Source organism: Streptomyces sp. AMJ-169, from assembly GCF_055597585.1.
On sequence record NZ_JBVLTJ010000005.1, the window covers coordinates 328,820 to 345,203 of the forward strand.

15 protein-coding genes are annotated in these 16,384 nt (G+C 70.5%); 4 read left to right on the top strand and 11 right to left on the bottom strand.

Features of this window, described 5'->3' with window-relative positions; genetic code table 11:
• Window positions 1–5: 5 nt before the first annotated feature.
• From ACYUD3_RS14790 to ACYUD3_RS14825, 8 genes are all read right to left on the bottom strand, one after another.
• Window positions 6–893 carry a DUF5936 domain-containing protein gene (locus ACYUD3_RS14790; RefSeq protein ID WP_470969170.1) on the bottom strand — a complete coding sequence of 296 codons (888 nt, stop codon included), beginning with the start codon at window positions 891–893 and terminating at the stop codon, window positions 6–8.
• A gap of 17 nt (window positions 894–910) precedes the next feature.
• Window positions 911–1,855, bottom strand: coding sequence for a type II secretion system F family protein (locus ACYUD3_RS14795; RefSeq protein ID WP_470969172.1), 945 nt, complete (start codon window positions 1,853–1,855; stop codon window positions 911–913).
• A gap of 94 nt (window positions 1,856–1,949) precedes the next feature.
• Window positions 1,950–3,287 carry a CpaF family protein gene (locus ACYUD3_RS14800; RefSeq protein ID WP_470969175.1) on the bottom strand — a complete coding sequence of 446 codons (1,338 nt, stop codon included), beginning with the start codon at window positions 3,285–3,287 and terminating at the stop codon, window positions 1,950–1,952.
• Window positions 3,288–3,296: 9 nt separating this feature from the next.
• A complete protein-coding gene (locus ACYUD3_RS14805; RefSeq protein ID WP_470969177.1) occupies window positions 3,297–3,674 on the bottom strand; it encodes a TadE/TadG family type IV pilus assembly protein in 378 nt (125 codons plus the stop codon).
• Window positions 3,671–3,997 (bottom strand): pilus assembly protein, encoded by a 327-nt coding sequence (locus tag ACYUD3_RS14810; protein ID WP_470969798.1) that lies wholly within the window; start codon window positions 3,995–3,997, stop codon window positions 3,671–3,673. Before ACYUD3_RS14810 ends, ACYUD3_RS14805 begins: the two co-directional genes overlap by 4 nt.
• A 725-nt stretch (window positions 3,998–4,722) precedes the next feature.
• On the bottom strand, window positions 4,723–5,964 hold the full coding sequence (locus ACYUD3_RS14815) for an AAA family ATPase (protein WP_470969179.1): 1,242 nt from the start codon (window positions 5,962–5,964) through the stop codon (window positions 4,723–4,725).
• A 10-nt stretch (window positions 5,965–5,974) separates the two neighbouring features.
• Window positions 5,975–6,682 (bottom strand): Flp pilus assembly protein CpaB, encoded by a 708-nt coding sequence (gene cpaB, locus ACYUD3_RS14820; protein WP_470969181.1) that lies wholly within the window; start codon window positions 6,680–6,682, stop codon window positions 5,975–5,977.
• A 50-nt stretch (window positions 6,683–6,732) separates the two neighbouring features.
• Window positions 6,733–7,611 (bottom strand): hypothetical protein, encoded by an 879-nt coding sequence (locus ACYUD3_RS14825; protein ID WP_470969184.1) that lies wholly within the window; start codon window positions 7,609–7,611, stop codon window positions 6,733–6,735.
• A 440-nt stretch (window positions 7,612–8,051) separates the two neighbouring features.
• Between ACYUD3_RS14825 and ACYUD3_RS14830 the strand changes: the two genes are divergently transcribed.
• Window positions 8,052–9,413: a M14 family metallopeptidase gene (locus ACYUD3_RS14830; protein WP_470969186.1), complete on the top strand. Its 1,362-nt coding sequence runs from the start codon at window positions 8,052–8,054 to the stop codon at window positions 9,411–9,413.
• A gap of 13 nt (window positions 9,414–9,426) precedes the next feature.
• Here ACYUD3_RS14830 and ACYUD3_RS14835 read toward each other — a convergent pair whose 3' ends face one another.
• Window positions 9,427–10,065: a hypothetical protein gene (locus tag ACYUD3_RS14835; protein ID WP_470969189.1), complete on the bottom strand. Its 639-nt coding sequence runs from the start codon at window positions 10,063–10,065 to the stop codon at window positions 9,427–9,429.
• A gap of 102 nt (window positions 10,066–10,167) precedes the next feature.
• On the opposite strand from ACYUD3_RS14835, the gene ACYUD3_RS14840 reads away from it, so the two are divergent.
• Window positions 10,168–11,442, top strand: coding sequence for an amino acid deaminase (locus tag ACYUD3_RS14840; RefSeq protein WP_470969191.1), 1,275 nt, complete (start codon window positions 10,168–10,170; stop codon window positions 11,440–11,442).
• 25 nt (window positions 11,443–11,467) lie between these two features.
• Here ACYUD3_RS14840 and ACYUD3_RS14845 read toward each other — a convergent pair whose 3' ends face one another.
• A complete protein-coding gene (locus ACYUD3_RS14845) occupies window positions 11,468–12,346 on the bottom strand; it encodes a S1 family peptidase (RefSeq protein ID WP_470969193.1) in 879 nt (292 codons plus the stop codon).
• 153 nt (window positions 12,347–12,499) lie between these two features.
• Between ACYUD3_RS14845 and ACYUD3_RS14850 the strand changes: the two genes are divergently transcribed.
• Together ACYUD3_RS14850 and ACYUD3_RS14855 are read left to right on the top strand one after the other, a co-directional pair.
• Window positions 12,500–13,711 (top strand): pyridoxal phosphate-dependent aminotransferase, encoded by a 1,212-nt coding sequence (locus ACYUD3_RS14850; protein WP_470969196.1) that lies wholly within the window; start codon window positions 12,500–12,502, stop codon window positions 13,709–13,711.
• 112 nt (window positions 13,712–13,823) lie between these two features.
• Window positions 13,824–14,228, top strand: a complete 405-nt coding sequence (locus tag ACYUD3_RS14855) for an SCO4983 family protein (protein ID WP_470969198.1) — start codon at window positions 13,824–13,826, stop codon at window positions 14,226–14,228.
• 308 nt (window positions 14,229–14,536) lie between these two features.
• Here the strand turns inward: ACYUD3_RS14855 and ACYUD3_RS14860 are convergent, their stop codons facing one another.
• Window positions 14,537–16,360 carry a phosphoenolpyruvate carboxykinase (GTP) gene (locus ACYUD3_RS14860; protein WP_470969200.1) on the bottom strand — a complete coding sequence of 608 codons (1,824 nt, stop codon included), beginning with the start codon at window positions 16,358–16,360 and terminating at the stop codon, window positions 14,537–14,539.
• Between the last annotated feature and the right edge of the window lie 24 nt (window positions 16,361–16,384).

The following is a 16,384-nucleotide window of genomic DNA, read 5'->3' on the forward strand; positions in this document are numbered from 1 at the left end:
CTCCCCTACTTCCCCGTGATGGTGCCGAAGTCCGTGCCCGAGCCCAGCAGCAGGCCCGCGCCCAGGAGGAGCATCGTGGCCGGGACCATGAAGGTGGTGATCATCAAGGTGGCCCTCGGGACGGCACGGGCCGCTTTGCGGCGGGCGTTCTGGGCGTCGGTGCGGCGCATGTCCTTCGCGATCGCCACCAGCGTCTCCACGATCGGCGCGCCCAGCTCCTCGCCCTGCTGCAACGCCGTGACGAACATGGCCACTTGCTCGGAGTCGTTGCGCAGGCGCAGCTCCGCGAAGGCCTGGCGGCGGCTCACCCCGAGGTCCATCTGCCGCAGCGTGATACGGATCTCGTCCGCCCACGGGCCCTCGTACCGCGTCGAGACCCGGTCCAGGGCCTGCCGGAAGCCGAGGCCCGCGCTCACCACGACCGCCAGAACGTCCAGGAAATCAGGGAGAGTTCGCTCGATGACGTCTTTGCGGACGCGGATCGCCGCCCAGATGCCGACCTCGGTCCACAGGGCGCCGAAGGCCAGCATCAGCAGGGCCACCACGTAGTCGCCGCGCAGGAGGAAGACCAGGGCGCCGGTCGCGCCCAGGGCGCCGTAGACCGCTCTGCGCGCCGCGTAGCGGTCGATCGTCAGGCCGCCGGGGTTGCCCGCCAGGTCGATGCGGCGGCGGTACTTCGCGACCTGGCCCGGGCCCATCAGGCGCAGGACGGCGGGGGCGTAGCGCATGCCCATGCGGTCGACGAGGGAGTCGACCGCGCCGGTGCGGGTCGAGCCGACCTCCAGGGCCAGGGCCAGGTCGGGGGGGAGTTTCGTGTCCGCGCGGTACATGCGGACTCCCGTGAAGGCGCCCCAGACGGAGGCCGCCATCAGGAAGGCCAGGAGCAAGGCCATCGGTCAGCTCACCCCTCTCATACGTCGATTCGCGACATGCGGCGGATGAGGACGAAGCCGATCGCGTACAGGGCGAAGGCGATCAGTACGGCCGCCTGGCCCAGCGGTGACTCCGTCATGCGGTCCAGGGCGCCGTCCTTGACGCCGTTCATGAGGAACAACGAGCCGACGCCCAGGAGGGGAACGGCGTAGGAGGTCATGCTCACTTGGGAGAGCTGGGTGCGGATCTCCCTTCTCGTCTCCTTGCGTTCCTCCAAGGTCTCGGTCAAGTTCCTCAGCGCGCCCACCACTTGGCCGCCCGCCTTGTTGGACAGGACCAACGTGGTTACCAAGACGACGAGTTCGCGGGACGGGAGGCGTTCCGCCAGTTCACCCAAGGCGTCGTCCAAGGACTGGCCCACCGCCAACTGGCTTGCCACCTTCGCCAGTTCCTCGCCCGCCGGGGCCTCCAGCTCCTCCGCCGCCATGCCCAGCGCGGTGCGCAGCGCCAGGCCCGCCTGGGTGGCGTTCGCCAAGATGCGTGCCAGTTCCGGGAGTTGGTTGATGAAGCGCTCGATGCGCTTCTGGCGCTGCCAGTTGAGGAACTGGACCGCGATGCCGACGGCCAGGAGGCCGGCCAGCGGGCCGAAGAAGGGGGCCAGGACGGCCTGTCCGATCAGCCAGAGGCCGGCCACTCCGCCGAGGACGTACGCCGTGAACTCGCCCGGGGTGACGTCCAGTCCGGTCGCCACGAGGCGGCGTTCCAGGGCCGCGCCGGGCCTTGTGCGGCGGATGCGGCGGTCCAGGGCGCGGAAGCGGCGCCTGCGGCCGGGCGGGGGGAGCTGGCCGGTGTAGGAGAGGCGGTCGGCCAGCGCGGCTTGCTGGGCGCGGCCGGTGGCGTAGGCGTGCAGGCCCGCTACGGCGAGGGTGAAGGCCAGCAGGGTGGCGCCGGTGGTGAGGGTGGTGAGGGTGTTCAGGTCCATGGGGTCCTGCCTTGCGGGGCGGGGGCTTCGGGGGGCTTCGGGGCTCGGCTGGTCAAGTGGGCTTCTCCAGCTGGCGGTTGGGGTCGGGGTCTTCCTAGCGCGCCTCTCTCGTCGCCAGTTCCCCCGGTGTCCTCGCGATTCCGAACGCCTGCGGGACCGGCTGGCCCGCCAGATACAGGCGGTCCGCCGCCCTGCGCGGCAGCGGGAACGCCCGGAAGACGCCGTGCACCCTGCCGTCCGCCGTCATCGGCTGCGCGTCGAAGCGGGCCACCGTCGCCAAGCGGTACGGCTCGCCGCCGTGGCTGTCCAGCAGCGCGATCTCCGTGATCCGGCGGGCGCCGTCCGCGAAGCGGGTGAGCTGGACCAGTACGTCCACCGCGCTGTTGATCTGGTCGTGCAGCGCGATGAACGGGATCTCCACGTCCGACATCGACGCCAGCGTCTGGAGTCGCGTCAGCGCGTCCTCCGCGCTGTTGGCGTGCACCGTCGCCAGCGAGCCGTCGTGGCCCGTGGACATCGCCTGGAGCATGTCCAGCGACTCGCCGCCGCGCACCTCCCCCACCACGATGCGGTCGGGGCGCATCCGCAGGGAGTTGCGGACCAGGTCGCGGATCGTGATGTGCCCCTTCCCCTCCACGTTCGGGGGGCGGGATTCGAGGCGTACGACGTGCGTCTGCTGGAGCTGGAGTTCCGCCGAGTCCTCGATGGTGATGATGCGTTCGCCGTCCGGGATCAGGCCGGACAGCGCGTTCAGGAGGGTCGTCTTACCCGTGCCCGTCGCGCCCGAGACGATCACGTTGAACTTCGCCTGCACCAAGCCGGCCAGGAGGAACAGCATCGGTTCGTCAAGGGAGTTGAAGCCGACCAGTTCGTGGAGGGTGAAGGAGCGGGGGAAGCGGCGGATCGTGAGGATCGGGCCCGTCAGCGAGAGCGGGGGGATGATGACGTTGACCCGCTCGCCCGAGGGGAGGCGGGCGTCGACCATCGGATTCGACTCGTCCACACGGCGGTTGACGGTGGAGACGATGCGTTCGATGGTCTGCATCAGCTGGTCCGTGGAGGCGAAGCGGAGCGGCAACTGCTCTACTCTGCCGCCTCGTTCGACGAAGATCGCGTCGGCGCCGTTGACCATGATCTCGGTGATCGTGGCGTCCTCCAGCAGCGGTTCGAGGATGCCGAGGCCCAGGGCTTCGTCCACAACTCGTCTGATCAGCCTGGCGCGTTCGGTCGTCGAGAGGACCGGGCCCTCCCTGCTGATGATGTGGCCCAGTACGCGTTCCAGGCGTGCCCTTCGTTCGGCCGCCGCCAGCGAGGTCATCTCCGCCAGGTCGATCTCCTCCAGGAGCTTCGCCCTGTACGTCGCCACCAAGTGGCCCTCCTCCGCCCGAGTGCCGTTCTCCGCCGGGGAGTTGATCCTTGCGCGCAGGCTCATGGGGCTCCTTCAGTGGTCGGCCGGCATGGTGGCGGATTTCTGGGCCTGGCCGAAGTCCCAGCCGGGGAAGACGGAGGGGATGTCTACGGAGGAGGTGACCTGGACGGCGTCGCCCAGGTCCGCCGCCGAGCAGCTTGCTGTCAGCCATGAGCTGACTGCTGCCTGGCAGTCGGCCTGGTAGTTCCTGTGCAGGGATGCGCTGCGGGCGGCGGTTCTTGCCGCTGTGCCGGCTTGTTGGCCCGCGTAGGCGATGAGGCCCAACTGGATTGCGGCCAGGGCGACTATGAGGAGGATGGGGAGGAAGCCCAGGTATTCGATGGCTACTTGGCCCTGGTCGCCGGTGATTTGGCGGCGGCGGGCCGGGGGTGTTCTCGTCGGGCTTCTCATCTGTCCTCCTCTTCCACTGCTCCCGCGTGGCCGTGGACCGGGAGGGGGACGGAGAGGACGCCGGGGAACAGGATCGGTACGCGGAGGGTGACGTCTGCGGTCACGAAACCCGTGCCGCCGCACGTCACTTGGGCGCCGCCGCGCCAAGCTGTCGGCAGATCCTTGGTGCCCATCTGTTCGCACACCCCCTGTCGTGTCCCAGCCGGCGCCGCTGTTCCCGCGTTCACTGCGGCATCGGCTGCGTTACCCGCGAGGGTGTAGGTGTAACCGACCAGTACGCACTGCCAGATGGCGGCGAGGGTGGCGAGGATGGCGGGGAGCATGCCGAGGAACTCGACGGTTACTTGGCCTCGGTCGCCGGTGAGGGGGGTGGGCTTGGGGTTGTCGGCGGGTTTCTCGCCGGTGGGGTGTCGCCTGCGGTGGGGGGTGGGGCGGTGCCGCGCCGGGGGGTGTCCGTCCTCGGTCCGGCGGTTCCGCTTCTCATGCCGGGAGCCGGAGTTGACGCCGGCCGCTGCGGGCGGACACCCCCCGCCACGTCCCCTTCCCGCCGTACGCGGCTCCCCGCCCGCGCCGGGTCCTGCCAACACCGACGCGCCGTTCAACCCTCCCGCCGTACGCGGCCTCCCGCCCACGCCGGGTCCTGCCAACACCGACGCGCCGTTCAGCCCTCCCGCCGTACGCGGCTCCCCGCCGGCCCGGGGTTCCGCCAACACCGGCGCGCCGCCGTCCCCTCCCGCCATACGCGGCTCCCCGCCCGCGCCGGGTCCTGCCAACACCGGCGCGCCGTTCAACCCTCCCGCCATACGCGGCTCCCCGCCGGCCCGGGGTTCCGCCAACACCGGCGCGCCGTCGCCCCCTCCCGCCATACGCAGCCCCCCGCCAGCCCGGAGTTCCGCCAACACCGGCGCGCCGTCGCCCCCTCCCGCCATACGCGGCCTCCCGCCCATGGGGGGCTCCCCTGCATACGTCCCTCCCCCCACACCCCCCATCGCCAAGCTCCGCATCGCGTCCGCCCGCCCCGGCCCCTCGCCCTCCCTGCTTCCCATCCCTAATCCCTCCGCCGTCTGAAACCCGCCGTTCCCCGGTCCCCCGTCGCCCTGCGCCTCCTCGCCGGCAAGTTCGGTTTCGCCAGCTCCAGTTCCGCCGCCAGCGTCCACAGGGCCTGGCGGATCGGGCCCTTGGGGTCCAGGGCGTGCAGGCGGCCCGAGTCGACCGGGGCCTGTAGTTCCTTGAAGTGGGCCGGGATCGAGGTCGTCGCCAGCGCTGTGCCGGTGATTTTCTGGATCAGAGGGGGCTGGATCTCCGTGGTGCGGCTGTGGCGGTTCACCACCACCGTCGTCTCCTCCGCCTTGCGGATCTGCAAGCGGTCCCACATGCGGACCGTCCGTTTGGCGCCGCGTACCGCCACCACGTCCGGGGTCGTCACCAGGAGCGCCTTGTCCGCCGTCTCCACCGCCGCCGCCCCCGCGCCGCTCAGCTGGGCGCCGCAGTCGACGATCACCACCTCGTAGTGGGACCGCAGCGCGCCGACGATGTGGCGGGCCGCCCGGTCCGTCACCTCCTCCCCCCGCTCGCCCTCCCCGGGCGCCAGCAGCAGGTCGAGACCGGTGTCGTGGCGGAACACCGCCTCCGCAAGGATGCGCGGGGAGATGTCGGTGATGGCCGCCAAGTCCACTACGGAGCGCCGGAATTGGACGTCCAGGTAGGAAGCGACGTCGCCGGTCTGGAGATCGAGGTCGAGGAGAGCCGTCGCCCGGCCCGACGCCTGTGCCGCCAGGGCGAGTTGGATGGCGGTGACGGTGACGCCCACGCCGCCTTTCGCGCCGCTCACCGTGACGACCGTGCCGCCGGGGCCGGTGAACACGTCGGGGCCGTGGCCGAGATGGCGCCGTACGCCGGTGGACCACTGGGCGACGGCGTGGACGCGGGTGGCGAGGTCGTCGTAGGTCAGGGGCAGGGTGACCAGGCCGCGGGCGCCGGAGTCCATGGCCGCGGAGAAGAGGCCGGGGCCCGCGTCGGTGGTGACGAGGATGACTCCCACCGCGGGGAAGCGCAGGGCGATCTCGCGGACGAGTTCCAACGCCGGTACGGGGCCGACGCGTTCGTGGACGACGACCACTTCGGGGAGGTCGTCCACGGACTCGGCGGCGAGGCGGGCCAGCAGGTCGACCAGGGCTGTCGAGTCGCCCACCGGGGTCGCCGGTTCCGCGTCGGGGAGTTGGCTGAGGAGGGTGACGAGGGAGCGGGCCGCGTCCGCGTCGCCTACGGCCGGGAGAATCCTCGTGGGCATGACGGGCCTCTCACTTGTCCGTGGCGAGCTGGTAGGTGCGGTCCTGCTCGGGGACCGTGGTGGTGGTGCCGGGGGCGACCAGGGCGAGGCGGACCCGCTTGGCGAACGACTCGGCGTAGGTGACGCGTTGGGCGTCCAGGGTGGAGAGCGCGAAGGTGATGGGGACGGCCTGGGTGGTGCCGGTGGTGCGGCTGCCCTGGTCGGGGTCGAGGGCCGTCAGCTTGCCCACGTCGAGGACGCGGGCGTTGGTCACGATGATCTTCGAGACGTCGGGGTCGCCGCCGCGGGCGCCCTCGAAGGTGGCGTAGACGTTCACCGAGGCCCCGGCGGTGATCTTCCCGGCGACTCCGGTCGCCGCGTCGATCATGATGGCGACCTCCTGCTGGCCGGGGCGCAGGGCGGGCTGGTCGACGACCATGTCGGTCTGGAGGAGGGAGCCGGCGCGCAGGGTCGTCACGGCGATCTTGCCGCGGATCGCGGCGAGGTCGGTGACGGCGTTGTGCGAGAGCCAGCGTTTCGGCATCTCGATCTTCTCGAACTGGCCCTCGCTCAGCGCCGTGTAGGGCGCCACGTCGTCCTTGACCTGGTAGGCGCTCACCTCGGGGCCGACTTTGGACTTGACGTCGTCGATGACGGTGAGCACACCGGCGAACGCGCCGAGCGCGCACACCACCGACACGAGCAGAAGGATCACGCCGCGGCGCTGACGGGAGTTCATGAGCCGTGCAACCTCGTTGGGTGTCGGGCGGACGGGATTCAGAAGGCTCTTCAGCCGGCTGGGAGCGCGTGGCGGGGGCCGGCGCCCGCCGTGAGGGCCCGGGGGTCCGAAGAGGGGGGCGGGGACGCCGAGCAGAAGACGCAGCGGTCGCCGATCACGTCCAGGCCGCACCAGTGGCACGTCATCTGCCGTACGGACGTGACCAGTTGGTACAGGACGGAGAGGTCCGGCAGGTACGCGCAGAACTCGACCAGCTTCGGTGTGCCCCACCACGCCGGTGACTCCGCCGGCAGCGGGACCTCCCGTACGCCCTGCGCGCGCCATGCGGGGGCCAGCGTCTCCGTGACCCACTCCGTGGGCAGCTGGCCCGGCGCGTGCAGCAGCCAGGTCCCGAACTCCGGGCCCGCCAGGGGGATTCCGGGGGCCGCCTTCACCAACTGCGGCTGGGGGTGGGCCAGTACGGCGAACTGGCTGCCCGGCATCCATGAGCGGGCGTGCGAGGTGAGGGTGACCGGGACGTGGTCCAGTCTTGCCACCGAGGCGAGCAGCGCGCCCGCGTGGAGGTAGTGCGTCAGCAGGCGTCCCGCCGAGGCGATCACCCCCGGGCCCAGGTCGCAGGACGCCAACTGCCTCAGCTGGCGCGCCAGTACGGCCGTCGCCAGCGGGGGCAGGGCGGGCTGGAAGAGGGCCAGGCGGTCCGTCTCCAGCAGGGAGCGGATCATGTGCAGGCGCTGGCCGACCGCCGCGGGGGCCGCCTTCGGGCTGACGACGACGAGGTGACCGTACGCGTCGATCACGCCCTGGACCGTCGACACGGCCTGTTCCAGGGGCTGCCCGGCTATGTCTTCCAGGATGACGGCGGGGACGGTGCGCTCGTCCTGGGCCGGCAGGGCCAGCCCTACGCCGGTCACCGCAATGGCAGTTGGCACGCGCAGCTCCCCGAGATTCCCGCGAATCCGGCGCACGGGAGAGTTACTCCGGTGCGCCGGAATGACTTCATTGCGTGACTACCTCAGCACTGTATCCACGCCCCAGCGGCGGGAGAACAGGTTCCGGCTAGCGGTAACCAACTCTTCTCCGGCGCCTCACCCGTCAAGTCGGGGCAAAAGAGGGCGAGCCATCTCCATCAGGTCTCCACAGGGGGAGGGTTGACAGATGGGGTGCGGGATCCGGAAGGGGCGCGCGGGGTCTCCTCACCCGCCCCCTAGGGGTCTCCCCCCAGCCAACCCTTGGGGCTCTCTTGACCCGTTCATGCCACATCCCCGACCATGAGCGACACACCGCACAGCCGGTCCACAGCACCCGCTCCCCGCTCCACCCCCACCCGTGCCGGAAGATCCCGGACGGAACTGGAGACCAAGGAGACCTCATGCGACTTCGCGTACGCGGCTCAGGCACCCGGGGTGCCCGCGGCAGACGCACCGCCGCCCTCGCGACCCTGATCGCGCTGGCCCTCGCCGCCCCCGTCTCGGCGACCCTGCCCTCCGCCTCGGCCGAGAGCGCCGCCACCGCGGCCCCCTCGCCGGACGACATCCGGCAGTACGAGATCCACGCGCCCGGCAACACCACCGACCTGCGCACCGCGATCGCCCGGGCCGGGGTCAGCATCGACGAGGCCGACTCCGAGACCGTCGTGGTCTCCGGGCGCGCCGACCAGGCCCGCAAGCTCGCCGCGAACGGGTTCGAGATCACGCCGCTCGCCACCGCCCCCAACCGGCTCGCCGGCGATGAGGTGCGGCTCTTCGACTTCCCCACCGCGGACTCGAACTACCACAACTACGCCGAGATGAACGCGGAGATCGACCAGCGGCTCGCGGCCTACCCGTCCATCATGCGCAAGCAGGTGATCGGCAAGTCGTACCAGGGCCGGGACATCTACGCCGTCAAGATCAGCGACAACGTCGGCACCGACGAGGCCGAGCCGGAGGTGCTGTTCACCCACCACCAGCACGCCCGCGAGCACCTCACCGTCGAGATGGCCCTGTACCTGATCCGCGAACTCGGCGCCGGCTACGGCACCGACTCGCGCGTCACCAACCTGGTCAACAGCCGCGAGATCTGGATCATCCCCGACCTCAACCCGGACGGCGGCGAGTACGACATCGCCACCGGCTCCTACCGCTCCTGGCGCAAGAACCGCCAGCCCAACTCCGGTTCCACGGCGGTCGGTACGGACCTCAACCGCAACTGGGCCTACCGCTGGGGCTGCTGCGGCGGCTCCTCCGGGTCGACGTCCTCCGAGACCTACCGGGGCGCGTCCGCCGAGTCCGCGCCCGAGGTGAAGGTCGTCGCCGACTTCGTGCGCAGCCGGGTCGTCGGCGGGGTACAGCAGATCAAGGCCGCGATCGACTTCCACACCTACAGCGAGCTGGTGATGTGGCCGTTCGGCTACACCACCGCCGACACCACGACCGGGATGACCGCCGACGACAACGCCGCCTTCAAGGCCGTCGGGCAGAAGATGGCCGCGAGCAACGGCTACACCGCCGAGCAGTCCAGCGACCTGTACATCACCGACGGCTCGATCGACGACTACCTCTGGGGCACCCACAAGATCTTCGGGTACACCTACGAGATGTACCCGACGTCCAGCTCCGGGGGCGGTTTCTACCCGCCCGACGAGGTGATCGAGCGGGAGACGTCCCGCAACCGGGACGCCGTCCTGCAACTGCTGGAGAACGCGGACTGCATGTACCGGTCGATCGGGAAGGCCGCCCAGTACTGCTCCTGATCACCCGGAGGGGCTAAGCGGTCTCCTCCGCCTTGACCGAGTCGGCCTTCTTCTCGGAGGCCTCGTCCTCGGAGTCGGCCTTGTCAGAAGGCTCGGCCGGCTCCTCGGTCTCCTCCGCGCCGTCCTCGAAGTACGCGTCGAGGACGGCGTCCAGCTCGCTCTCCCACTCCGCGAACCGCGCCCGGCTCGCCGCCTCGATCTCTATCGGGTACCAGCGGCGGTCGGGCGTGTGGACGGTGATGGTGAACCGCCTGCCGAAGCGGGCGGTCTCCGTCTCCACGGCCCCGATCTCGTCCCAGCGGAACTCGCAGGCCTGGTCGTCGAGCGCGAGCCGGACGCCCTTGTGGTCGGCGACGATCCGCGCCCGCCGGTCGGCCGCCTCGAAGACGGGCCCGTCGACGGGTTCCGCTTCCTCGGCGACCTCTTCGGCCGGTTCCGGTGCGACGGCCTCGGTCGGCTCGGTCGGCTCGGTCGGCTCGGCCGGCTTCGCGTCCTCCGGTTCCGCCTCCGCCGCCTCCGCGGTCTTCCTGGGCTTGGGCTCCTTGGGCTCCTTGAGCTCCGCCGTCACGGGCGAGGTGAGCCCGGGGACGAAGGCCGGGTCGAATCCGGCGCCCTCCAGGGGCTTGCTGCTCGATCCTATGCGCTGGTCCACAGCGGGCAGTATGGTCGAAGATCCTGTGCCGCACACAGCCGACCCGCACTTCGTTATACGACAGCGCCGTATACGACGGCCCGTCCGAGCCCAGGAGAGACCGTGCCGCACTCCGGACCCCTCGCCCAGCTGGCCGCCGAGCGCCTGGACCACCGCTTCAAGGGGCTCCCGCCGGACGCCGACGGGCTCACCGTCTCCGAGCTGACCGCCCAGTCCAGAAATCTCTTCGACGGCGGTTTCACCACCCCCGTCCTCACCCTCTCCGCCGAGCGCCTGGACCACAACCTGGCCCTCATGGAGTCCTACACGGCCCGCCACGGCGTGCGCTTCGCCCCGCACGGCAAGACGACGATGGCCCCCCAGCTCTTCGCCCGCCAACTGGAGCGCGGCGCCTGGGGAATCACCGTCGCCATGCCCCACCAGGCCCGCGTGGCAAGGGAGTTCGGGGTGCGGCAGATCTTCCTCGCCAACGAGGTCGTCGACCCGGCCGCGTTGCGCTGGATCGCGCGACAACAGGACGCCGACCACGAGTTCCGGGTGATCTGCTACGTCGACTCCGTGCACGGAGTCGAGTTGATGGACGTCGCCCTCCAACAGGCCGGTGCCGTGCGCCCGTTGGAGGTCGTCGTCGAGCTGGCCGCCGGTCCCGAGGGGCGGACCGGGGCGCGGACGGAGGTCTGCTGCGGCCAGCTCGCGGAGGCCGTCCGGCGTACCCGCACGCTGCGGCTCACCGGGGTCGCCGGGTACGAGTCGCAGGTGCCGGACGCGTCCGCCGAGGCGGTGCTGGGGTGGACGCGGCGGCTCGTCGCGCTGGCCGGGGAGCTGGACAAGGCCGGGCTGTTCGCGGGGGCCCGGGAGATCGTCGTCAGCGCGGGCGGCAGCGAGTGGTTCGACGCCGTCGCCGAAGGGCTCGCCGATGTCCCCGAACTCTCCCTGCCCGTACTGAAGTTGCTGCGCTCGGGCGCCTACGTCTCGCACGACGACGGGCACTACCGGGAGCGGACCCCGTTCAACCGCGTCCCCGAAGAGGGCGCGCTGGAACCGGCGTTCCGGCTCTGGACGCAGGTCGTCTCCCGGCCGACCCCGGCCCAGGCGTTCGTCAACGCGGGCAAGCGGGACGCGCCGTACGACCTCGGCCTCCCGTTCGCCCAAGTCGTGCGCCGGGGTGAGGTGTTGATGCCGGCCGCCGGGATCGAGGTGACCGCGCTGTCCGACCAGCATCTGTGGCTGCGCACCGCGCCGGAGGCCGATGTCGAGGTCGGCGACTGGATCGGGTTCGGGCTGTCGCATCCGTGCACGACGTTCGAGAAATGGCCGCTGATTCCGGTGGTGACGGCGGAGGGGGCGGTGACGGAGTACGTGCGGACGTTCTTCTGACGCCCCCTCCGGCGGCTGCGGCGCGCTACGGCTTCGGCAGCACGCACCCGCTCGCGCTCAGGTTCAGCTGGTTGCCGGTCGTGAAGCAGGCCGGGATCTGGTACGTCTGCTGCGCGTAGTTGATGCCCTGGCGCACGGTCACCGCACCGGTCTCGGAGACCTCGCACGGGTTGTTGACGGTGCAGCTCGCGCCGTCCTCGTTGCCGGTGTTGTTGACGGCGACGACGTTGCCGGTGGCCTGGTCGACGACCGGGGATCCTGAGGTGCCGCCGATGGTGTTGCAGGCGGAGGTGTAGCGGACCGAGTCCTTCCAGGTCCAGTCGCCCTCCTTGAGCCGGTAGACGAAGCCGTCGACGTTGCAGCTGTACAACCGCTTCCAGTACCCGGAGGCGACGGTGATCGCGGTCCCGGCGGTCGGGTGGGTGTTCTGGACGGTGAGCGGCGCTATCCCGTACGAGCTCTTGATGGCCGCGTAGGTCGACGTCAGCTGGTAGATGGAGACGTCGATGTCGGTCATCGTCGCGTAGGCGAGCTTGCTCGCGCGCAGGGTGGCGACCTGGGTGCCGGCGGAGTTCAGCAGGCCGAAGGTGCGGGTGGAGGCCTGGTTGGTGATGACCTCACCGGGGTCGGGGAAGCCGGAGGTCAGGCAGTGGCCGTTGGAGAGGACCAGCGCCGGGTCGGTGTCGAGGGAGCCCGGAAAGCGGATCACCGAGCCGGAACAGTTGCTCAGCGCGACCGTTCCGGCCAGGGTGACCGCCTTGAGAGTGGGAGCGGCGGCGGCCTTGGTAACCGAAGAAGTCGCAACAGAAGAAGTCGACGCCTGGGCGGTCGTAGCCGCCGCTGCCGGTGCCGCGCCGACGGCGGCGAGGGCCAGCGCGGCCAGGGCGACGAGAGGCTTTTTCATGGGGGGTCCCCTCTGCATGACGGAAATTTGTCATGCACATCATCAACAGCCACCCCCTTCAGGACAAGCGGTCAGTTTCGGCCTGATCCTGTTCACCCCCACGTGGCGGAAAACACGCCCCGCCATGCGTTACCGGGCCGTAAGCTCCCAGACATGCAGGTGATCCAGTCCACAAAGCTCGCAAATGTCTGTTATGAGATCCGGGGCCCGGTCCTGGAGGAGGCGATGCGGCTGGAGGCGGCGGGGCACCGCATCCTCAAGCTCAACACCGGCAATCCGGCGGCGTTCGGCTTCGAGTGCCCGCCGGAGATCCTGGAGGACGTGCTGCGCAACGTCTCCACCGCGCACGGCTACGGAGACGCCAAGGGACTGCTCGCCGCCCGCCGCGCGGTCGTCATGCACAACCAGACGCTGGGCATCGAGACGGACGTCGAGCACGTCTTCATCGGCAACGGGGTCTCCGAGCTGATCGTCATGGCGATGCAGGGCCTGCTCGACGACGGCGACGAGGTCCTCGTCCCCTCCCCCGACTACCCGCTGTGGACGGCGGCCGTCTCGCTCTCCGGCGGGACCGCGGTGCACTACCGCTGCGACGAGCGGTCCGACTGGATGCCCGACCTCGCCGACATCGAACGCAAGGTCACCGACCGCACCAAGGCGATCGTCGTCATCAACCCGAACAACCCCACGGGCGCGGTCTACGACGTCGAGCTGCTCAAGGGCCTGACCGACATCGCCCGCCGGCACAACCTGCTGGTCTGCTCGGACGAGATCTACGACAAGATCCTGTACGACGGCGCCACCCACACCCCGACCGCCGCGGTCGCCCCCGACCTGCTGACGCTCACCTTCAACGGGATGTCGAAGGCGTACCGGGTCGCCGGCTACCGGGTCGGCTGGATGTCGATCTCCGGCCCGCGCGCACATGCCGACTCCTACATCGAGGGCCTGACGATCCTCGCGAACATGCGGCTGTGCGCGAACATGCCGGGCCAGCACGGCGTGGTGGCCGCGCTCAGCGGACGCCAGTCGATCAATGAACTCGTGCTGCCGGGCGGCCGGTTGAAGGACCAGATCGACACGGCGTACGAGCTGCTGACGCAGATCCCCGGGGTCAGCTGTGTCCGGCCGAAGGGCGCGCTGTATCTCTTCCCGCGCCTCGACCCGTCCGTCTACAAGATCAAGGACGACCGGCGGATGGTCCTCGATCTGCTGCGCCAGGAGAAGATCATGGTGGTGCAGGGGACCGGGTTCAACTGGCCGGAGCAGGACCACTTCCGGGTCGTCACGCTGCCGACCGTGACCGATCTGAAAGACGCGGTGACGCGGATCGGGCGGTTCCTGGACGGCTACGTACAGAAATGAGCGCGGGGCGGCTGACCGACCGTGATCGAACAAGGTCAGTTCTGCAACCTGGATAACTTTAGACGAAATCCAAGCTAGGATGGTTTCCTGTCAGAGCGCAGGAGGCCCTCCTATGTATGAGCCGATCCGCACCAAGTCGGTCCACAGCACCCCCGTGCACGCCTCCGACCTCCCCCACCGCACCCGCGAGGAGGAGCTGGACATCCAGCTCGCCGGACACCTCGCCGCGCTGCTCGCCGTCACCGACGAGCTGCGTACGCTGGCCCCGGCCGGCGACCTGGACCGGGCGGCCGACCAGCTGGCCCACCAGGTGACCCGCCTCAGGGGAGGCCGGCCGCCGCTGCGCATCGCCCGCCCCGCCCCCACGCACTCCCCCACCGCCCTGCACCGCCGCGCCCACGCGCTCGCGGGCCGGGCCCTGGTGGTCGCCGCCTCCCGCGCGGACACCACCTCGGCGATCCTCGCGGCCCAGCGGATGGACGCCCACACGGCGGCCCTCCCCACGGCCGCGGTCTAGATCCCCCCCCCACGGGGTCAAAAACGGCCCCGGCCCGCGCGCACCCGCAGCGACGCGCGGGCCGGGTGCCACCCCCGGCACCCTCGAGAACTCCGAGCACCTGAAAAGGCGAAGGCCCGCCGCGCCTCCCGTCGGGGCTGACGGAAGGTGGGTGCGACGGGCCCCGGCCCCGCACGCCGTTGTACGGGACCTCGCCGGCGGGTTCCGCGGCCGGCCGGTGACGACTGCGTCTGGTCAGGGACTGATCGGTTCGGCCGGCCGCGGGGTCTTCAAGGGGTGCCACCCAACTGGGCCGCACCCGAAGGGATTTACCCCAGGCGGCTCACCAGCGCCCGGTACTCGTCCCACAGTTCCTTCGGCGTGTGCTCCCCGAAGGTCTTCAGGTGGTCCGGCACCAGCGCGGCCTCCTCGCGCCAGATCTCCTTGTCGACCGTGAGGAGGAACTCCAGGTCGCCGTCGGAGAGTTCGAGGCCCTTGGTGTCGAGCGCCGAGCGCGTCGGGAGCACGCCGATCGGGGTCCGCACACCCTCGGCGGTGCCGTCGAGACGCTCCACGATCCACTTCAGGACGCGGGAGTTCTCCCCGAACCCGGGCCACACGAACCTGCCCCGGTCGTCCTTGCGGAACCAGTTGACGTAGTAGATCTTCGGCAGCTTCGCCTGGTCCCGGCCCTTGGCGACGTCGATCCAATGCCCCATGTAGTCGCCCATGTTGTAGCCGCAGAACGGCAGCATGGCGAACGGGTCGCGGCGCAGCTCGCCGACCTTGCCCTCGGCGGCGGCCGTCTTCTCGGAGGCCACGTTGGCGCCGAGGAAGACGCCGTGGTTCCAGTCGAAGGACTCCGTCACCAGCGGGACGGCGGTGGCGCGCCGGCCGCCGAAGAGGATCGCGGAGATCGGGACGCCCTTGGGGTCCTCCCACTCGGGCGCGATGATCGGGCACTGCGAGGCCGGCACGGTGAAGCGGGCGTTGGGGTGCGCGGCGGGCCGGTCGGCGCCCGGCGTCCAGTCGTCGCCCCGCCAGTCGGTGAGGTGGGCCGGGGTGTCCTCGGTCATGCCCTCCCACCAGATGTCGCCGTCGTCGGTGAGGGCGACGTTGGTGAAGACGGAGTTGCCCCACAGCGTCTTCATCGCGTTGGCGTTGGTGTGCTCGCCGGTGCCGGGGGCGACGCCGAAGAAGCCGGCCTCGGGGTTGATCGCGTACAGCCGGCCGTCCGCGCCGAACCGCATCCACGCGATGTCGTCGCCGATCGTCTCGACGCTCCAGCCGGAGACCGTGGGCTCCAGCATCGCGAGGTTCGTCTTTCCGCAGGCGCTCGGGAAGGCGGCGGCGACGTACTTCGGCTCGCCGGCGGGCGGCGTCAGCTTGAGGATCAGCATGTGCTCGGCGAGCCAGCCCTCGTCGCGGGCCATGACGGAGGCGATGCGCAGCGCGTAGCACTTCTTGCCGAGCAGCGCGTTGCCGCCGTACCCGGAGCCGTAGGACCAGATCTCGCGGTCCTCGGGGAAGTGCGAGATGTACTTGGTGCTGTTGCAGGGCCAGGGAACGTCCTGCTCGCCCGGCGCGAGGGGGGCGCCGAGGGTGTGGACGGCCTTGACGTAGGCGCCGTCGTCGCCCAGCTCCTCGAGGACCGCGGCGCCCATCCGGGTCATCGTGCGCATGGAGACGGCGACGTAGGCCGAGTCGGTGATCTCGACGCCGATCGCGGAGAGTTCGGAGCCCAGCGGGCCCATGCAGAAGGGGACGACGTACATCGTGCGGCCCCGCATCGCGCCGCGGAACAGGCCCTGCTCACCGGCGAAGGTCTCCCGCATCTCCGCCGGGGCCTTCCAGTGGTTGGTCGGGCCCGCGTCCTGCTCGTCGGCGGAGCAGATGAACGTACGGTCCTCGACCCGGGCGACATCGGTCGGGTCGGAGGCGGCGTAGTACGAGTTGGGGCGCTTGACCGGGTCGAGCCGTTTGAACGTGCCCTTTTCGACCAGCTCCGCACAGAGCCGGTCGTACTCGGCCTCGGTTCCGTCACACCAGACCACGCTGTCCGGCTGGGTCAGTTCCGCGATCTCGTGCACCCACGAGATCAGCCCGGGGTGGGCGGTGGGGAGGGAGGAGGGAGCCGCGATGTCGCGCGCCACGATTGCTCCTTGATGAGGGTTTTG